General features: G+C 71.1%; 12 protein-coding genes. 3 read left to right on the top strand and 9 right to left on the bottom strand.

What is annotated here, in order from left to right:
* Nucleotides 1-22: 22 nt before the first annotated feature.
* From ACLQ2O_RS14620 to ACLQ2O_RS14600, 5 genes are all read right to left on the bottom strand, one after another.
* Nucleotides 23-3,262 (bottom strand): UvrD-helicase domain-containing protein, encoded by a 3,240-nt coding sequence (locus tag ACLQ2O_RS14620; RefSeq protein WP_425831396.1) that lies wholly within the window; start codon nt 3,260-3,262, stop codon nt 23-25.
* Complete coding sequence (locus tag ACLQ2O_RS14615; RefSeq protein WP_425831394.1) at nt 3,262-6,486, bottom strand: ATP-dependent helicase; 3,225 nt, start codon at nt 6,484-6,486, stop codon at nt 3,262-3,264. The genes ACLQ2O_RS14620 and ACLQ2O_RS14615 overlap by 1 nt, the downstream gene beginning before the upstream one ends.
* Nucleotides 6,487-6,577: 91 nt before the next feature.
* A complete protein-coding gene (locus ACLQ2O_RS14610) occupies nt 6,578-9,337 on the bottom strand; it encodes a BTAD domain-containing putative transcriptional regulator (RefSeq protein ID WP_425831392.1) in 2,760 nt (919 codons plus the stop codon).
* A gap of 192 nt (nt 9,338-9,529) precedes the next feature.
* On the bottom strand, nt 9,530-9,826 hold the full coding sequence (locus tag ACLQ2O_RS14605; RefSeq protein WP_425831390.1) for an MGMT family protein: 297 nt from the start codon (nt 9,824-9,826) through the stop codon (nt 9,530-9,532).
* Between the two features lie 32 nt (nt 9,827-9,858).
* A complete protein-coding gene (locus ACLQ2O_RS14600; RefSeq protein WP_425831388.1) occupies nt 9,859-10,698 on the bottom strand; it encodes a TIGR03560 family F420-dependent LLM class oxidoreductase in 840 nt (279 codons plus the stop codon).
* A gap of 124 nt (nt 10,699-10,822) precedes the next feature.
* On the opposite strand from ACLQ2O_RS14600, the gene ACLQ2O_RS14595 reads away from it, so the two are divergent.
* The gene (locus ACLQ2O_RS14595) at nt 10,823-14,092 is read left to right on the top strand and encodes a S8 family serine peptidase (RefSeq protein WP_425831386.1); all 3,270 of its coding nucleotides are present in this window, start codon (nt 10,823-10,825) and stop codon (nt 14,090-14,092) included.
* 137 nt (nt 14,093-14,229) lie between these two features.
* On the opposite strand, the gene ACLQ2O_RS14590 is transcribed toward ACLQ2O_RS14595, so the two are convergent.
* Both ACLQ2O_RS14590 and ACLQ2O_RS14585 read right to left on the bottom strand, forming a co-directional pair.
* Nucleotides 14,230-14,949, bottom strand: coding sequence for an SDR family oxidoreductase (locus tag ACLQ2O_RS14590; protein ID WP_425831384.1), 720 nt, complete (start codon nt 14,947-14,949; stop codon nt 14,230-14,232).
* Between the two features lie 103 nt (nt 14,950-15,052).
* Entirely contained in the window at nt 15,053-15,319 is a 267-nt protein-coding gene (locus tag ACLQ2O_RS14585) for a DUF2277 domain-containing protein (RefSeq protein WP_184797091.1), read from the bottom strand.
* Between the two features lie 467 nt (nt 15,320-15,786).
* On the opposite strand from ACLQ2O_RS14585, the gene ACLQ2O_RS14580 reads away from it, so the two are divergent.
* Together ACLQ2O_RS14580 and ACLQ2O_RS14575 are read left to right on the top strand one after the other, a co-directional pair.
* Entirely contained in the window at nt 15,787-16,065 is a 279-nt protein-coding gene (locus ACLQ2O_RS14580) for a hypothetical protein (RefSeq protein ID WP_425831381.1), read from the top strand.
* Nucleotides 16,066-16,178: 113 nt separating this feature from the next.
* Nucleotides 16,179-17,135: a GNAT family N-acetyltransferase gene (locus ACLQ2O_RS14575; RefSeq protein ID WP_425831380.1), complete on the top strand. Its 957-nt coding sequence runs from the start codon at nt 16,179-16,181 to the stop codon at nt 17,133-17,135.
* Between the two features lies 1 nt (nt 17,136).
* Here the strand turns inward: ACLQ2O_RS14575 and ACLQ2O_RS14570 are convergent, their stop codons facing one another.
* Both ACLQ2O_RS14570 and moeZ read right to left on the bottom strand, forming a co-directional pair.
* Nucleotides 17,137-17,631 (bottom strand): peptidoglycan-binding domain-containing protein, encoded by a 495-nt coding sequence (locus ACLQ2O_RS14570; protein WP_425831379.1) that lies wholly within the window; start codon nt 17,629-17,631, stop codon nt 17,137-17,139.
* 209 nt (nt 17,632-17,840) lie between these two features.
* Nucleotides 17,841-19,031, bottom strand: coding sequence for an adenylyltransferase/sulfurtransferase MoeZ (gene moeZ, locus ACLQ2O_RS14565; protein ID WP_425831377.1), 1,191 nt, complete (start codon nt 19,029-19,031; stop codon nt 17,841-17,843).
* Nucleotides 19,032-19,246 lie beyond the last annotated feature (215 nt).

The raw sequence follows: 19,246 nt of genomic DNA, 5'->3' as shown, positions 1-19,246 counted from the left end.
GCCGCCGCGGGGGCTGTAGGGGCTAGGTGTTGAGAAGCTCGATCAAGGCCTCGCGGGTGGGGAGGTTGTCGGGGCGGACGACGTCGCCGGTGCGAACGTAGTAGAAGGCGGCGCCGACCTGGTGGAGGGGAAGACCGACGAGCTCGGCCCAGGCGACGCGGTAGATGGCCAGCTGGAGAGGGTCGGCCGTTTCGGAGCGGCTGGTCTTCCAGTCGATGACGTCGTAACCGCGAGAACCGTCGGGGCGGACGGACTGGTAGACCGCGTCGATGCGGCCGCGGACCACGCGGCCGCCGATCGACAGCGCGAAGGGCGCCTCGATCTCGTACGGCGCGCGTTCGCCGTACGGGCCGACGCGGAAGGCGTCCATGAGCTCGGTGAGGTCGTGGTCGTCGACGATGCCCTCGTCGGCGGCGCCGGGCAGGTCGTCGGGGTCGATCAGGAACTGCTGGCCGAAGTAGCTCTCGACCCACGCGTGGAAGCGGGTACCGAAGCGGGCGGCCCGGTTGGGCTTGCGGGGCATCGGACGGGCCAGCTCGGACGCCAGGCCGTCAGGATCCTTCGCCAGTCGCATGACCTGGGTCGCCGACAGCGCCCGCGGCAGCTCGACGTCGTACGCCTTGCGGCTGCGGGTCTCACGCGCCTCGCTCAGCAGACGCTCGATCTCCGAGTCCCACCGCGCGACGGTCGCCTGCTCGTCCAGGAACAGCGACTCCTCGGCATCAAGCGAAGGCCCCTCGGCGCGCGACAGCTGCACCAGCGCGGCCCCTTCCAACCGACGCTCGTACGCCGGCAGGTCGTACGGCGCCGGCCAGGCGGCCTGGGTCTGCTCGGCGAGCTCCGGGTTCTCCTCACTGAGTTCGGGCTGCGAAGCCCACGCGACGACCCGCTCCCCCGCGTGCTTCTTCAGCACCTCCAGGTACGCCGAGGGTCCGCGCGGGCGCTTCTGCGTCGGCCCCCACCAGTGCCCGGTCGCGATCAGCACCTCCTTGGCCCGCGTGAACGCGACGTACCCGAGGCGTCGTTCCTCCAGCGCGTTGACCTGCTTGCACTCGTCGGCGAAGGCCTTCAGCCCGGCGTTCGACAGGTCGTGGAAGTCCGGCAGCGTGTCGGCGTCACCGCGCAGCGGCCACGGCAGCACCTTCGCGTTGGTGGTCCACTTGTCCCGCCCACGGTCGGACGGGAACACCTTGTTCACCAGCGTCGGCACGAACACGACCGGCCACTCCAGTCCCTTCGACCGGTGCGTGGTGAGCAGCTTCACCGAGTCCGCTTCACTCGGTACGGCGAGGTCGAGGCCGGCGGCGTACTCCTCCTCGGCTGCCAGGTACGCCAGCAATCCGTCCAGCGAACCGTCCGACTCGGTCGACACGAAGTTGCCCACGGCATCCAAGAACGCGGCGAGGTGGTCGCGCCGGCCGGAGTCCACGTGGTCCGGGGTCGCGGTCAGCTCGACGTCGAGCCCGATCGTGCTGATCACCCGGCGGACCAGGTCGAGCAGCGGCTCGCCCGCGTGTGCCCGCAGCTCCCGCAGCTCGGTCGACAGCTCGCCGAACCGCTCGAGTGCCTCCGCCGAGTACCCCCAGGCGATCAGGCCGGGGTCGTCGACGGCCTCGGCGAGCGAGATCACCTCGGTCGAGTCCATGCCCGCGACGGCCGCGTCGAGCGCGGCGACCAGGTCGTCGGCGGCCGGACGGTCGCCGCCGTCGGCGAGCATGCGCGAGCGGTTCGCCAGCAGCGCCAGGTCCCGGTGCCCGATCCGGAACCGCGGCCCGGTCAGGATCCGCAGCATCGCGGCGTTCGCGGTCAGGTCGTTGACGGCTTGCAGCGTGGCGACGACGTCGACCACCTCGGGCAACGCGAGCAGCCCGCCCAGACCGACGACCTCGACCGGCACCTTGCGCGCGATCAGCGCCTCGTGCACGGCGGACAGGTCGACGTTGGTCCGCATCAGGATGCCGATGTCCTTCCACTTGCGGTTCGGCAGCTTGTGCGCGGCGACGATCGAGTCGGCGATCCACTCGATCTCCTGCGAGCGGGTCTCGAACAGCCCGACCGTGATCGCGCCCTCGGGCGCACCGTCCGGCGCCTCCAGCGGAATGACGCCCGGGTGCTGCTCGTACAGCTCGGTGGCGTGCTCGTTGGCTGCGGCGAGGATGCGGCTGCCGCAACGGCGGTTCACGCTCAGCACGTACCGCCGGGCGGGCGAGCCGTCGGCCTGCCGGAAGTGCTCGGGGAACTCGTCCAGGTTCGCGACCGAGGCACCGCGCCAGCCGTAGATCGCCTGGCACGGATCACCGACAGCGGTCACGGGATGACCGCGGCCCGCCACAGGATCGGAGCCGGCGAACAGCGCCGTCAGCATCCGCCGCTGCGACACCGAGGTGTCCTGGTACTCGTCGAGCAGCACGACCTTGTAGCGCCCGCGCTCGATCGCCGGCACCTCCGGGCACTCCTCCGCGAGCCGCGCGCCGAGCGCCATCTGGTCGGCGAAGTCGACGACGCCGCGCTCGACCTTGTACGCCTGGTACTCCTCGACCAGCTGCAGGATCTCGCCGCGCTTCAACGCGGTCTCGCCGAGCTTCTTCACGTCGACGGTCTGCTTGCGCGCGGCCGCGACCTCCTGCCGGACGGCCTCGTCGTGATCGCGGATCCGGTCGGCGCTCAGCAGGTGGTCGGCGAGCTCACCGTCGAGCGAGAGCAGGCTGTTGACCAATGTCGGCACGTGGTGCGACGCGTGCCGGATCGGACCGGCCGAGCGCCGTACGACGCGCCCGGCGAGCTGGAAGCGGGTGGCGTCGGCCAGCACGCGGACGTCGGGTTCGAGGCCGAGTCGCAGGCCGTGCTCGGCGATGAGCGTGCCGGCGAAGGCGTGGTACGTCGAGACGACCGGTTCGCCGGGCTCCTCGGGCTCCCAGTTGGGGACGTTCTTGCGCAGGTGCGCGGCGAGCACCGGGTGCTGGTCGCGCGGCAGCGTCGACCCCAGGACGCCGGCCTTGGTCAGGTCCTCGCGGATCCGGACGTCGAGCTCGTTGGCGGCCTTCTTGGTGAAGGTCAGCCCGAGCACCTCCTCGGGCTTCACCTGCCCGGTGCAGATCAGCCACACCACCCGCGCCGCCATCGCGGTCGTCTTGCCCGATCCGGCACCGGCCACGATCACGCCAGGTGCCAACGGAGCGGTGATCGCCTCCAACTGCTGATCGCTGAAGGGAATCCCGAGCAGCTCGACCAGGTCGGCCGTGGTCTCCAACTTGGCGGCCATCAGACGATCTCCCTCCCCTCAGGCTGAATCGGGCACAGACCCCGTACGTCGCACCGCGCGCACCCGTCGTTCCGTTTGGCGGTGAACTCCTCCGAGCGGACCATCGCCTCCGCGTTCTCGACCGCGTCGTCCAGCCAGGTGCGGCCGTCGTCGTCGGGCTCCAGCGGTGCTTGGCCCTGGACCTTCGGCAGGCCGATGTCGTCGTGCCGGAGCTGCACCAGCTCGGCGCCACCGCTCTCCGCCTCCTCGCCCAGCAGCTTCAGCTGACGGGAGGCGATCGCGCGCTGGTAGATCGCCAGCTGCACGTGCCGCTCCAGCGCCGGCTTGGTCGGCACCGTGCGGCCGGTCTTCAGGTCGATGACGCGGATCTTGCCGTCGCCGTCCTGCTCGATCCGGTCCATCCGGCCCTTCACCTGGACGCCGGGCTTCTCCTCGTCCGGCAGCATCACGCTGAAGTCGACCTCGGAGCCCACGAGCCGCCGGTCCGGCCGCCCCTGGTGCCACGCGACGAACCGCCGCAGCGCCAGCTCGGCCTCGACCCGCTCGCGGTCCGAGATCCAGGTCGACTCGAACTCGAGCTGCGTCCACACCTTGTCGAGCCACCCGTTCAGCTCGTCGGCGTCCGGCGGCAGCGTCCCGGTCGCGACCGCGTCGGCCAGCGTGTGCAGCACCATGCCGAACCCGATCGCCGACGTACTGGGGGTCTCTCCACCGGCCTTGCGCTGCAGGAACCACCGCAGCGGACAGTCCACGATCGTCGTCAGCGCGCTGCCGGACAGCGGGACCGGCTCGTCCTCGACCGCGATCGGCCGCTCCGACCTGGTCCGCTCACGCACGCCCCACCAGCGCTCCGGCTCGGCCGTCGGGACCAGCGAGTACCCACGCTCGTCCACAGCATCAGCCAGTACGGCGAGCCGATCGGCAGCGACCCGCTTCAACGCAGGCGACGACGCCGGATCCGCCAGCACGCACCGCAGATCCGCCACCAGTCCCGGCAGCGACAGCGGTCGCCGCGGCCGCCCGGCGACCAGCTTCAAAGGAATGTCCAGCTCGGCCAGCAACCGCGACGGCTGATCCCCGTCGGCCTCCGGCGCCTGCACCGAGGTCACGATCAGCCGCTCCCGCGCCCGCGTGATCGCGACGTAGAACAGCCGTCGTTCCTCGGCCAGGATCGCGCCGGCCGACAACGGCTCGACCAGCCCGTCCGGCCCGAGCCGGTCCGGCTCCAGCAGGGATCCCCGGCGCCGCAGGTCGGGCCACTGCCCTTCCTGCACGCTCGCGACCACGACGAGCCGCCACTGCAGCCCCTTCGACCGGTGCGCGGTCATCAGCTGCACACCGGTTTCGCGGTACGTCGCGTCGTACCGGTTGTCGCCCGCGATGTCCAGGTTCTCCAGCTCGTTCAGGAACGCCGAGACGCCCTTGAACCCGATCTGCTCCTCGGCCCGCCCGGCCGCATCGAACAGCGCGCACAGCGAGTCGAGGTCCCGGTTCGCCGAGCGGGCCACCTCGCCGCCGCTGTTCGCCTGGCCGCGCAACCGGCGCAGCCACGGCGACTCCGACCACAGCGACCACATCACCTCGTCCGGCGCGGCGCCGGCGTTCACGATGTTCCTTGCCTTGAGCAACCTCTCGCCGAGCGCCACGAACCGCGCCTCGGCCGGGGACGCCTGCTCGTCGAGCAGCAACGGGTCGAGCATCGCCTCGCGGAGCAGCTCGTCCGACGACCGCGGCAGCCGCTGCCCGGCCGCGACCTCTCGGTCCCGCTTCCGCAGTACGCGCGCGAGCCGCCGCAGCTGGCCGGCATCCATCGCCCCCAACGGCGACAACGCCAGAGCCCGTACGACGTCGACCGTCAGCGTCGACGGATCCGCGACGGCCCGCAACGCCAGCAGCATCGGCCGTACGGCGGGCTCCCGCGACAGCGGCAGCTCGTCACCTGCCACGTCCACCGGGATCCCCGCCGCCGCCAGCGCACGCCGCTGCGGCGGGATCGAGATGCTGCCGGACCGCACGAGCACGGCCATCTCGTGCCAGCCGATGCCGTCCTGCACGTGAGCCCGGCGCAGCAGGTCGGCGATGTGCTCCAGCTCGGCCCCGCTGGTGGAGTAGAGGTTGGCCTCGACCTTGCCCGGGCCGAAGACGCAGCCGCTCGCATCGGGATTGCGGAAACGGTCGAAGGTGTCGCGGTCCAAGGTCCCCGGGACACCGAGCCGGTTCACCACGTTGCGCGAGACGCGCAGCAGCGTCGTACCGAACCGTCGGGTCGTCGCGAGCGCGATCTGGGCCGCGGGCTCGCCGGTCGCCGTCGGGAACTCCTCGGTGAACCGCAGCAGCCCCCGGACGTCGGCACCGCGGAACGTGTAGATCGACTGGTCCGGATCGCCGACCACGACAAGGTCCCGCCCGTCGCCGGCGATCGCCTGCAGCAGCTTGGTCTGGCCCGGGTCGGTGTCCTGGTACTCGTCGACGAAGACGACCTTGAACTCCTCGCGCAACTTCGCCTGGACCTGCGGCTGCTGCGCCAGGATCACCGCGCGGTGGATCAGCTCGGAGTAGTCCAGGACCTGCTCGTGGTCGAGGATCTGCAGGTACTCCTCGAAGAAGTCACCGACCGCGACCCACTCCGGCCGGCTCGCCGACTGGCCGATCGCGGACAGGTCCTCCGGGTCGAGCCCGAGCTGCCGCGCCTTGCCGATCACGGCCTGCACCTCGTCGGTGAACCCGCGGGTCTTCAGCGCCGGGTGCAGGCTGCTCGGCCAGTGCACCACACCGACCTCGCGACTCCCACCGAGCACCTCGCTCAGCCGCAGCGACTGCTCCGGACCCGACGGCAGCCGCAGCGGTACGTCGAACGCGTCGGCCGGGGTGAACCGACGCAGCAACGCGTAGCAGAACGAGTGGAACGTCATCGACGGCATCACCCGCGTCGTCCGCCCCAGCCGCCCGGTGATCCGGTCCCGCAGCTCGGTCGCGGCCTTCCGCCCGAACGTCAGCACCAACACCTGGTCCGGGCTCAACCCACGATTGGCGACGCGATCCACAACGGCCTCGACGAGCGTCGTCGTCTTACCCGTCCCCGGCCCGGCCAGCACGAGCAACGGCCCACCCGGGTGCTCGACCACCGACTGCTGATCGGCGTCCAGAACCGGCGCAGGGGAAGGCCCCTCCGCACGCCCTGCCGGCTTTACCAGCCGATACCGGGACCCTGTTCTGCTGACCACTCCCCCATCCCATCAGACGCCACCGACAAAGATCGCGACCCACCCCACCGGATGCCGACTCAGGCCGCATTGCGGACGAGGAGACACGAGCTCAGACCCGGTCGAGCAGCTCCCGGACCTCGGCGGTCCTGCGGTCGCCGGCCGGGAACAACGCGAGCGCCTGCTCGCCGAACGCCCTCGCGTCAGCGGATCGACCGGCACGGACGGCGATCCGGGCCCGGACGAGGAGCGGCTCGAGCGTCGCGGTCGGAACGCTGTAGCCGCGGAGCCGGTCGAGCGACTCGGCGGCGTAGAAGTCCGCGGTGGCGTCGTCGTCCTCGAGCTCGAACAGCTCGGCGAGGTTCGACAGCGCCTGTGCTTCGAGCAGCCAGTCACCGGAAGCCCGGGTCAGCCGGATCGCTGCCTCGGTGTACACCTGAGCTGTCTCCACGTGGCCGAGCAGGAAGTTGATCGCACCGGCGGTCATCTCCAGGTGCCCGCGCTGGAACATCATCGGTTCGGTCGACGGTTCGCTGTACCGATCCGCGATCGTGGCGGCCACCGTCACCTCCGCGAGCGCGCTGGGCAGATCACCGCCTTCCCACCGGGCCACGGCCAGGTTCGTCCGGAAGATCGCCTCGGCCGCGATGTCGCCGCAGCTCGCGGCGATGTCGATCGCCCGGCGTACGCACTCCTCGGCCGCGGCCGCGCGGCCGGCCCGGTACTCCGCGCTGCCGAGCACGTTCCAGGCGAGGTACCGCGGCCTGGGCTCGCCGAGGCGCTCCGCGGCCTCCACCCCCAGCCGGGCGGTCTCCAGCGCGTCGTCGACGAAGAAGCCCATGTCCAGAAACGCCCGCAACCGCCAGGCCAGCCGCCAGACGTGGTGGTCGAAGCCCCCGGCGACCGCTGTCCTGACCCACGGCACCAGCACGGTCTGCTCGTCCTGCAGCCACCGCATCGCCGCGGCGGTGTCCGCGAAGGTCAGCGGCTGATGAGGCGAACGGGCGAGGAACGCTTCGCTGGCGTCGGGTACCGCGCCTCGCTGCGCGTTCTGCGCGGTGTGGAGGAACCAGTCCAGCGCCCGCTCCAGAGCGGCCCGCCGCTCCGAGTCCTCGTCCAGCTGGACGGTCAGCTCGGCCGCGTAGACCCGCAGCAGGTCGTGCAGCTGGTAGACGCCGCGCTGAGCAGTGCTCACCAGGTTGGCTGCCACCAGCCTGTCCAGGTGACGCTCGGTGGTTCGCAGGTCGAGGTCTGCCAGCGCGGCTGCCACCTGGGCCCGGATGAGCGTGGCCGGATGCAGGCCGAGGAGGCGGAAGACCCGGGCGGCCTCAGGCTCCAGCGCTTGGTAGGACCATGACAGAACACGGCGGAGGTCCGAGTGCTCGTCGTCCGGATCAGCCAGTACGTCGAACGCGTGCCGCATGTCCTGCAACGCACTGACCAGCTCGGCGAACGGACTACCGCTGAACCGGCGAGCCGACTCGGCTGCGACGGCCAGTGCGAGCGGCAGGCCGGCGCAGATACCAGCCAGCTCCTCCACAGCGGCCGGCTCGGCCGCTACCCGGTCGGCACCGACGGAGGCGGCCAGCAGCCGGATGGCGTCGGCAGCTGGCAGCGGCTTGAGCGTGAGGCGGGATGCACCGAGCTGAGCCGCCAGGGACCGGAGTTGGTTGCGGCTGGTGATCAGGACGAGGCAGCCGGAGGCAGGGATCAGGTCGCGGACCTGCTCGGCGTTGCGGGCGTTGTCGATCAGCAGGAGCAGCCGCTTGCCGGCTGTCGCCGTACGGAACAGTGCAGCTCGTTCAGCGCGGTCGGTGGGGATGCTGTTCGCCGGTACGCCGAGTGCCTGGAGGAAGCCGTGCAGCGCGACCGCCGGGAGCACAGGCGCGTCAGCTGCGAAGCCCCGGAGGTTGATGTGGAGCTGGCCGTCGGGGTAGCGCTCGCGGACCTGGTGGGCCCAGTGGACGGCCAGGCTCGTCTTGCCGGCGCCGCCCGGGCCGGTGAGCGTGATGATCGTCGGCTGGTCACCGGGCGCGTTGTCGAGCAGCTTGCCGAGCTGCTCCTGCTCCTCCGCCCGGCCGGTGAAGTGCTGGACGCCGGACGGCAACTGCCGCGGCACTCCCAGCGTCACGGTCTCCTCGAAGCTGGACAGGTCCGCGTCCAGCAACCGCGCGTACTCCTGCTGCAGCGCGGGCGAAGGATCCACACCCAGCTCGTCCGCGACAGCTGTCCGGATCAGCTCGTAGGACTCCAACGCCTCGGCGGTCCGGTCAGTGAGGCGGAGCACGCGGATCCGCCGGTGCCAGAGCGACTCCCGGAGCGGGTGCTGCGCGGTCAGCTCCTTCAGGAGCGGCGCCAGGCCGTCGTACCGGCCGTTGGTGAGGTCGAGGTCGACCCGCTGCTCGACGGCAGACAGGTAGAACTCCGTGAGCCGCGCGGTCTCCCCCGTCGCCAGCCAGTCGGACGGTGACCCGACGAACGGCCTGTCCCGCCACAGCTCGATCGCAGTGGTCAGCAGTTCCCGCTTGCGGCTCGGCTCGGCCTGCTGCCCCGCCTCTCGCAGTACGTCGGCCAGGCGGAGCGCGTCGACCCGGTCCGGCTCGACGCGGAGCAGGTAGCCGGCCGGGTGGGTCTCGAGCGCGCCGTCGCCCAGGTGCTTGCGCAGGCGGGTCGCGTAGGTGTGCAGGGTCGCCTTGACCGATTGCGGCAGCCGCTCGTCCCACAGCCGATCAGCGAGTACGTCGAACGACACGGGCCTGTTGGCCGACAACGCGAGCAGGCTGGTCAGCGCGATCAACTGCCGTCCGGGCAGCACCACCGGCACGCCGTCCCGCAGAACCTCGAACGGCCCCAGCAGCCGGATCTCCAGCACCCGTTCCCCTCTCGACGCCCCGACCCTAGCGACGCCCGCACAGGGCTGACACCAGGGCATCGGTGAGCCAGGTCGTGTAGCGGTCGAAGGACCAGCCGCGCTCCAGGACGAGCAGCTCGGCCGGGTCCCGCCGAGCTGCTGTACCTGCTCAACTTGGCGCGCGCCAAGTTTAAGGCGCGCAAAAGCCGTGGCCTAGTCCTCCGGGTCCCAGCGCACCCGCCGCAGGTCGACCTTGCCGTTGGTGACCCGCACACCGTCGCCCCGCAGCAGCTCGATCTGGTTCTCGACGACCTCGTCGGCCGGCACCCCGCTGGCCCGGATGACGCGCCACCACGGCACGCCCCCGCCGTACTCACGCATGATCGCGCCGACCTGCCGCGGGCCGCCCTGCCCGACGTACGAAGCGATGTCGCCGTACGTCGCCACGCTCCCCGGCGGGATCGACTCGACCGCCTGCAGCACCGCCTCGACGTACTCCTCCCGATCCACGGGCGACACGTTATCGCCCGGGACCGACAGGTTCAGGCCAGCGGCGCGAGCGCCTTCGCGAGCGGTTCGAGGACCGACGGCGGGGCGTCGACCGGCAGGTTCATCACGACCAGGTCGACGCCGGCCTCGCCGTACGCCGCGGCGGTGGCGACGGCGTCGTCGAGCGGCTTGTCCGGGTCGATCCGGACGTTGACCGAGCAGGTGATCTCGCCGACGTCGCGGCCGAGCTTGTCGCAGTGGTCGACCAGGACCTGCTTGAGCGGCGTCCACTCGTCCGGGCTCGCCACGATCACGTTCCACTGCTGGGCCCAGCGGGCGACCGCGCGCAGCGTCCGCTTCGGGCCCTTGCCGCCGATGGTGATCGGCGGGTGCGGGGTCTGGACGGCCTTCGGCTCGCAGTACGCGTCGGTGAGCTTGACGTACTGCCCGTCGTAGTTGGCGACCTTCTCGGTGAGCAGCGCGACCATCGCCTCGACACCCTCGTCGAACCGGTCGAAGCGCTCCTTCAGCGGCGGCAGGTCGATCCCGTACGCCGCGGTCTCCATCTCGTTCCAGCCCGCGCCGACGCCGAGCTCGAGGCGGCCGCCGGAGATGATGTCGGTGGTCGCGGCCATGTTCGCCAGGACGGCGGGGTGCCGGTAGATCATGCCGGTGACCTGGCAGCCGACGCGGATCCTGCTGGTCGCCTGGGCCAGCGCGGCGAGCGTCGTCCAGCCCTCGAGGTTCGGCCCGGCCATGTCCCCGGTCAGCGGGTAGAAGTGGTCCCAGTGCCAGGCCGACTCGAAGATCTCGAACTGGTCCGCGGCCACCCACACGTCCCGCATCTGCTGCCAGGTGGTGTGTTCGGGCCGGGTCTTGATCGCAAACCGCATCGCACGCCTCCGCTGGGGTCAGGGTCTACCTGCCCAGCAACTTACCCGTTGGCCCGGGGTGAGACGGCTGCGCGGGTTCCGGACATGTAGGGGAGACCACTCCCCATCGACGGAGGCCCCACCCATGCGCAGGAACCATCGCAGGACCACCGCACTGCTCGCCGGTGCGGTGGTCCTGTCCCTGGTCGGTTCGATCCCACCCGCTTTCGGCAAGCCCATCGCACCGCCCGCGACCGATCCCGGCCGGACCGTCACGCTGCTCACCGGCGACACCGTGGAGGTCGGCAAGGACAAGCAGCTCACCCCGCGCCCAGGCCCTGGTCGCCAGGGCATCTCCTTCACCACGGAGCGGCTCGACGACCACCTGTACGTCGTACCGTCGGACGCTGACGAACTGCTCCGCCAGGGCAAGCTCGACCGCCGCCTCTTCGACGTGAACGAACTGCTCGCCGACGCGCGGGGCAAGTCGGTCGAACTGATCGTCCAGTACGACGCGACCTCGCGACAGGCACGGCCGCTGCGGTCGCTCAACGCGGCTCCGGTCGCGGTCGCCAAGGACGAGGCCGGCACCTTCTGGGCAGGCATCGCCACAGCCGATCGGCAACTCACCGGCGGCGTCGAGAAGGTCTGGCTGGACGGCGAACGCAAGCTCTCGCTCGACCAGTCGGTCGCGCAGATCGGTGCGCCACAGGCCTGGCAGGCGGGCTTCACCGGCCAGGGCACCAAGGTCGCGGTCCTGGACAGCGGGGTCGACGCGACGCACCAGGACCTGGCCGGCCAGGTCGCCGCGGCCAGGAACTTCACCGACGAGGACGCCACCGACCAGATCGGCCACGGTACGCACGTGGCCTCCACCATCGCCGGCACGGGCAGCGCCTCCGGCGGCAAGTACAAGGGCGTGGCACCGGACGCGAAGCTTCTGGACGGCAAGGTCTGCGCGGCGTACGGCTGCAGCGACTCGGCGATCCTGGCCGGGATGGAGTGGGCCGCGGTCGAGCAGGGGGCCGACGTCGTCAACCTCAGCCTCGGCGGCGACGACACCCCCGAGATCGATCTGGTGGAAGCGGGGATCAACCGGCTCAGCGCCGAGACCGGCGCCCTGTTCGTCGTTGCTGCCGGCAACCACCCGACCTGTACGCCGAACTTCGGCGTCAACTCTCCCGCCACCGCCGACGCGGCGCTGGCCGTCGGCGCGGTGGACAAGTCCGACCAGCTGGCGGGCTTCTCCTGCACCGGCCCCCGGACCGGTGATCACGCGATCAAGCCGGACATCACCGCACCGGGTGTCGACATCGTCGCCGCCCGGGCCGCCGGAACCACCGCCGGCACCCCCGTCGACGAGAACTACACCCGGCTGAACGGGACCTCGATGGCGACGCCGCACGTGGCCGGCTCGGCCGCGATCCTCGCCCAGCAGCACCCGGAGTGGACGTCGGAGCAGCTCAAGTCGACCCTGATGGCCGCGTCGAAGCCGAACCCGGCGCTGACCGTCTTCCAGCAGGGCGCCGGCCGGGTGGACGTCGCGGCCGCCGTACGGCAGACCGTCGTGACCCCGCAGCAGAGCCTGTCCTTCCCGGTCCAGGTCTGGCCGCACTCCGACGACGCCCCGGTCACCCGGACCGTGACGTACCAGAACTCCGGTACGGCGGACGTCCAGCTCGCGCTGTCCGTCACCGGCACCGGTCCGGACGGCAAGCCGTCGGGCACGTTCACCGTGAGCCCGTCGTCGGTGAACGTACCGGCCGGTCGGACCGCCCAGGTGACGGTCACCTCGAACACGGCGCAGGAAGGCCCGGACGGCTTCCACACCGGGCGTCTCACCGCCACCGGAACAGGTGTCCAGCTGACCACCGCGCTCGCGGTCGAGAAGGAGGCCGAGAGCTACGACGTGACGATCAAGCACCTGGACCGTCAGGGCCACCCGATCGCACCGATGAGGACCGTGGTCAGTTCGGTCGGCGAGGTGCCCGCGCAATTCGTTACCGGCCAGCCGACCGAGGTACTGCGTCTGCCGAAGGGCCGCTACACGTTGTCCAGCTTCCTCCGTGGGGCTGATGCGCAGGGCGACGAGGACAAGGTCCTCCTGGCGATGCCCGAACTGCTGGTCGACAAGGCGACGACCGTCAGCTTCGAGATGGCGAAGGCCGAGCCGATCAAGGTCACCGTTCCCGAGCCGGGCGCGACCCCGGCCATGATCACGGTCAACTACGAGTACCGGGACAATCTCTCGTCGGGCTACTACGGCGGCGGCAGTTTCGAAGGACTCTCGACGGCGCAGGTCGGTCCCGCGGTCGCCGGCCGGAAGTTCGCCAGCTCGCTGACCACCCAGTGGTGCCGGGCCGACGGTCCCGGGTGCGCCGCGGACTCGCCGTACATGTACTACCTGCGCTGGTACGTGAAGGGCCGGCTGTTCACCGGCTTCGACAAGGCGGTCCGCAAGCAGGACCTGGCCACGCTGAACACCCGGTTCGCCGGACAGGCCAGCGGAGAGATTTCCTACGCGGCGCTGCCCGTCGACGACATTCCGGCGGACAACGGCAACCTCGGCGGCTGGCCGACGCTGCCGTCCAAGGTCACCGAGTACTTCCAGCCCGACGGGATCCGCTGGTTGCGCCAGTTCCGCGACTACGACCAGGAGCCCCAGGAGATGGTCACCAGGATCGAGTTGGGCACGTCGCCCCGCGTGTTCCAGGCCGGTACGACGACCGACGAGTCGTGGGGGCTCGGCGTCCTCGGACCGGGGCTCCCGGCCACCGATCGCCGGCCGTTCGACCCGGTGGCCAGGCCGTGGGCGAGCCGTACCGGCGCGCAGTTGAGCGTCGGTCTGCCGCTGTTCACCGACCAGGCGGGTCACCCGGGCTTCTCGAGGACCGACAGCGCCCGGACGACGCTGACGCGGAACGGTCAGCTGGTCGCCGAGGCGGACACCGCGGGTGCTCTCGAGGCGAGCCTGCCCGCCGGCGACGCGTCGTACCGGCTGGAGGCGACGGCGAACCGTGAGTCGCTCAACGCGGTCTCCAGCAAGGTCACCGCGGCCTGGACCTTCCGGTCCGGCCACACCGGCCGCCAGGTCGCGCTGCCGTTGTCGGCGATCCGCTTCACGCCGGTCCTCGACCTGGACAACCGGGCCGCGGCGGTTCCCGCCTGGGTGCCGGTCACGGTCGAGCGCCAGCCCGGCTCGGCCGCGAAACCGGCCGCCGGCTTGACGGTGGACGTGTCGTACGACGAGGGCTCGACCTGGAAGCCCGCGCCGCTGAAGCCGGCCGGAGCCGGCAAGTGGCTCGTACAGGTCACCCCGCCGGCCAACGGCTCGGTGTCGTTCCGCAGCTCGTCGACCGACCAGGCCGGCAACAAGGTCGAGCAGACGATCATCCGCGCGTACCGCACTCGCTAGGGCAACACCCGGGGTCCCGCCGTACCGAAGCCGGTACGGCGGGAGCCCGGCGCGCAGGGCGGCTCGGCGGCGTCGGACGGCGCGCAGGCCCATCCGGCGGCGCAGGCCCATCCGGCAGTCCGGCGGGCCCGCCGGTCTCAGATCAGCGGTTCGCCGCCGTCGACGTGCAGCGTGGTCCCGGTCAGGAACGTGCTCGTCATCGCGAACAGGACCGCGGCGGAGATGTCGTCGGTCGTGCCGATCCGCTGGACCGGGTTGCGGCTGGTGAGGTCGGCGAAGTAGTCCGCCTTGCCCTGCTCGCCGAACGCGTCCCACGCACCGGTGTCGATCACGCCCGGGGAGACGGCGTTGACGCGGATCGGGCCGAGCTCCAGCGCGAGCGAACGCGCCAGCACCTCCACCGACCCGTTGGTGATCGCGACACCGAGCGTCCCGACGGCGATCTTGGCCGCGGCGACCCCGGAGAACAGCGTGATCGACCCGCCCGCGGTCATCCGCGGCGCGAGGTGCTTGGCGAGCATCAGCGGGCCGATCACCTTGGTGTCGAACGACAGCCGGAGCGCGTCCCGGTCGAGGTCCGTGAGCTTCCCGCGGGCCCGGGCCGAGGCTGTCGAGACCACGTGGTCGACCGTCCCGAGCCGCTCGCCGAGCGCGGCGATCGACGCCTCGTCGGTCAGGTCGACCTGCTCGGTGCTGATCCCCGGCTCACCGTCGTACGCCGCGGTCAGCGCCTCCTGGTCACGCCCGGCCGCGACGACCCGCGCACCGGCGTCCCGCGCGGCCTCCACCACGGCCCGCGCGATACCGCCACCCCGTCCGACCACGAGCACGGACCTGTCCTTCAACGATGCGGTCACGACGGCTTCTTTCTGCTGGAAGGGATCTCCTTCCCATGCTGCGCCGACCGCCCGCCGAACCCCAGATCCACCCAGCTGACGAATCCCTTACGGGGTGAGCCGGTCAGTCCAGCCCGAGGCGGGCCCGGACCTCCGGGCGGCGCAAGGGTGGGACGGTCTGGGGCGGCACGCGGCGGGCCGGCATCTCCTCGAGCAGGGCCTCGGTGATGCGGGCGACCTCGGCGGCGGCGCGCTCGATGGGTTCCCGGGTGGTCGCGCTGAGCGAACCGACACCGGTCACCTTACGGACGTACTGGAGTGCGGCCGCGTAGATCTCCTCGGAGGTCGCGGACGGCTCCAGTCCTCTCAGGACAGTGATGTTTCGGCACATGCTCCGACGGTACGCGGAGCCGGGGACAACCGGAGGTCCCGCGGTGAGAGTTTTGTGATGGAGCTGGTGCTGTTCGTCCTGGGCGGCGGCGGGGTCGCCGCGGCCGGACGGTGCGTCTGGGCCTGGCGGGCAGCCAAGCGCCGTCGGGCCGCCGAGCTGGCCGACGTACGGCGACGTGCTGACGAGGACATCACCCAGTACGGCGAGCAGCTGAGCCGGCTGGGCGAGGCGCTCGCCGGGCGCGAGCTGGACGCGGCGACGCGTGCGGACTACCAGACCTCGCTCGACCTGTACGAGCAGGCGAAGCGTGCGGTGCCCCGGCTGGAGGACGTCGAGGCGGTCACGGGCGCGCTGGCGGCTGGGCGGTACGCCGTCGCTTGCGTCCAGGCGCGGGTCACCGGTCGCCCGGTCCCCGAGCGCCGGGCCCCTGCTACTTCAACGCCCAGCACGGCCCGTCGACCACCGACGTGGTCTGGACCCCGCGGAACGGCGGCACGCGCAAGGTCGCCGCCTGCGCGCAGGACGCTGCACGGATCGCGGCCGGCGACGAGCCCGACAGGCACCACACGAAGGACCTGCAGCTGCCGTTCTGGGAGACCTACGACCCCGACAAGCCGTTCACGTTCGGCTTCTGGGACATCGCCGGCGCCCGCGCGGTCAAGATGAACCTGCGCCTGGAGCCCATCGCGATGACCGGCCGCGGCCGCAAGGACCCCACCATCGTCCGGCGCCCCCGCGGACACTGACCCGCCTCGCACAACACTGAGCCGATGAGACTCCGTCGTGCTGCGGGCCACCCGCATCTCCGACGACTGGAGCCTCGTCGTCGGGTGAGCCACCTGGGAGCGAGGATGGCGTGGTGACCTTGCCCGACGGATACACCGTCCGCCCGCCGACCGTTGCCGACGCGCCGGCGATCTACCGCCTGATCGCGGCGCACAACACCAAGGTCGTCGGCTCGCCGAACACCACGGTCGACATCATCACCCAAGGGCTGACGGACCTGGCGTTCCGTCCGGAGTCGGACGGCTGGCTGGTCCTGGACGCCGACGGCCGACCGGTCAACTACGGTCGCGTGCTGCACCGCACCGGGAGCGGCGTCGTCGGGCTCAGCGTCTACGTGCCGGACACCGCGGCGTCCGCCTGGCTGTTCCGGACCGCGGTGGAGCGGGCTCGGCGGATCGGGGCCGAGCAGGGTCTGGCCGAGGTGACGCTCGAGAGCGTCGCGAACCGCGAGGACCAGGCCTTCCGCACGCTGCTCGGGGACAACGGGTACGAGGTGTACACGACGTACTACCGGATGCGGGTCGACCACACCGGCGAGCCCGGGTCGGTCGAGCCGGGTCTGCGGCGCGGACCGGTCGACGAGGCCGACCGGCGGGCGGCGTACGAGGTGATGGTGCGGGCGTTCGCGGATCAGCAAGGCAGCGCGATGCGACCGTACGACGAATGGGTCGAGTCCCACGAGCGGTCACGCGTGTTCGACTGGCCGCAGCTGCTGATCGTCGAGCTGGACGGTCGGGTGGCCGCGGTCTGCGACACGGACGACAGGTTCGTGGAGACCGACAACTGCGGCTTCGTCCCGCGGCTCGGCGTCCTGCCCGAGTTCCGCGGCCGGGGCCTGGCCAAGCGCCTGCTGCGCTCCGCGTTCGCCCTCGACGTCGAGGCCGGCCGGACCGGCACGATCCTGTTCGTCGACACGAACAACCCGACCCCGGCCCTCGGCCTGTACGAGTCGGTCGGCATGCGCCCGGTCGAGCTGGTCGACGTCTGGCACCGGCCCCTCTCCTGCCCGCCGGGGCCGTCCACCTCCTGAATCAGGCGCGGCACGTGCGCGAATTGTACGACACCGTGCGGTACATGCCGCTCTTGGGGTCCCAGTACTGGTAGATACCCGCAGGGCTGCGCCGCAGTGGCTTACTGGAGCTCGAGCCGTCGTAGTAGCCGGTGCGGTACCCGGACGCGTCGAGGTCGGTGGCGTGCAGACGGTCACCGGCCTTCGCCCAGCTGAGCCGCCCGACCGAACCGTCCGCGGTCAGGCCACGGTCCCGCTGCCAGCGAACCGTGGCGGCATGAGTCTGATCGCCGAAGACCCCGTCGACGTCGCTCAGTTTCAGGTAACCGTCGGCCGACAGGATCTGCTGCCACAGGCAGGTGACGTTCGAGCTGCGGTGGGTGCTGACGTTGACGACACCTTCGTCGTCCCAGTCGTCGCCGATTGCTCCAGAGCCCCAGAAGGTCCCCCGGCCGGAGTAGGAGCCGTCCGCGGCGGCCGGACCGGCCCCGATGACGGTCACTCCGACCGTTGCCACGGTCAGAGCAGCGGCGACGATCGCCCTCCGAAGTCCCTGCCCGCGTCGGGTCGTCGCTCGCTGTGGCGTGCCTTCAGTGTCTGCGGTCGTTGTGTTCACAGCACGGAATCCAGGAACCGCCGTCGGCACTCCGCTGCCCGTACCTCACCCGTACCGCCGACCACCTGACCGCGGCCCCGCCGTACCGGAGTACGGCGGGGATCACTGACTCAGTACGACGGCTGGGACGGGTCGATCTGGTCGACCCAGGCGACCACGCCGCCGCCGACGTGCACGGCGTCGGAGAAGCCGGCGCCCTTGGCGATCGCCAGGACCTCGGCCGAGCGCACGCCGGACTTGCAGTGGAAGACCAGCTGCTTGTCCTGCGGGAGCTTCTCCAGCGCGACACCCGTCAGGAACTGGTCCTTCGGGATCAGCACCGAGCCGGGGATCTTGTTGATCTCGTACTCGTTCGGCTCGCGGACGTCGACCAGCACGAAGTCCTTCTCGCCGTTGTCCTTGAGCTTGATCCACTCGCTGAGCTGCTTGACCGAGATGGTCGCGCCGGCGGCGGCGTCGGCCGCCTCCTCGGTGATCGCACCGCAGAAGTTCTCGTAGTCGATCAGGCCGGTGACGGTCGGGTTCTCGCCGCAGATCGCGCAGTTCGGGTCCTTACGGACCTTCAGGGCGCGCCAGTTCAGGTCGAGCGCCTCGTAGATGTTCAGCCGGCCCAGCGACGGGTCGCCGATACCGGTGAGCAGCTTGATCGCCTCGGTCACCTGCGCGGCACCGACCGACGCGCACAGCACGCCCAGCACACCACCCTCGGCGCAGGACGGGACCATGCCCGGCGGCGGCGGCTCGGGGTAGAGGCAGCGGTAGCAGGGACCGTTCTCGGCCCAGAACACGCTGACCTGGCCGTCGAAGCGGTAGATCGAGCCCCACACGTACGGCTTGCCGAGCAGCACCGCGGCGTCGTTGACCAGGTACCGGGTGGCGAAGTTGTCGGTGCCGTCGACGATCAGGTCGTACTGCTCGAAGATCTCGAACACGTTGTCGTTGTCCAGCCGGGTCTCGTGCAGGACGACGTTCGTGTACGGGTTGGTCTCGAGGATCGACTCCTTGGCCGACTGGGCCTTGGACTTGCCGACATCGGACTGGCCGTGGATGATCTGGCGCTGCAGGTTGGACTCGTCGACGGTGTCGAACTCGACGATGCCGAGCGTGCCGACGCCGGCCGCGGCCAGGTACAGCAGCGCGGGGCTGCCGAGGCCGCCGGCGCCGATCACCAGCACCTTGGAGTTCTTCAGCCGCTTCTGACCGGCCATCCCGACCTCGGGGATGATCAGGTGCCGCGAGTACCGGCGGACCTCGTCGATGGTCAGCTCGTCGGCCGGTTCGACCAGCGGTGGCAGTGACACGGGGCGCTCCTCGTCAGCGGGAATGTCGGGGGGATTCCGGGTTCAACCGTCCTTCCCTCCTCCATGTTCCCGCACCGGTCCAACCCACCGGCCGGAAGTCCGCATTCCGGTACGTCGGTCTCACCGGCGGGGGGGGGGGGGGGGGGGGGGGGCCCCCCCCCCCCCCCGGCGGGGGGGGGGGGGGGGGGGGGGGGCCAGGCAGGGGGGGGGGTGAT

The sequence above is a fragment of the Kribbella sp. DT2 genome (assembly GCF_049844575.1).
GTDB lineage: Bacteria > Actinomycetota > Actinomycetes > Propionibacteriales > Kribbellaceae > Kribbella.
This window is presented reverse-complemented; position numbering and strand designations above follow the sequence as displayed.

Bases quoted from the DNA above. Each gene is read 5' to 3' on its own strand.
- ACLQ2O_RS14620 (WP_425831396.1), bottom strand. From the start codon at position 3,262: ATGGCCGCCAAGTTGGAGACCACGGCCGACCTGGTCGAGCTGCTCGGG.
- ACLQ2O_RS14600 (WP_425831388.1), bottom strand. From the start codon at position 10,698: ATGCGGTTTGCGATCAAGACCCGGCCCGAACACACCACCTGGCAGCAG.
- ACLQ2O_RS14595 (WP_425831386.1), top strand. From the start codon at position 10,823: ATGCGCAGGAACCATCGCAGGACCACCGCACTGCTCGCCGGTGCGGTG.
- ACLQ2O_RS14585 (WP_184797091.1), bottom strand. From the start codon at position 15,319: ATGTGCCGAAACATCACTGTCCTGAGAGGACTGGAGCCGTCCGCGACC.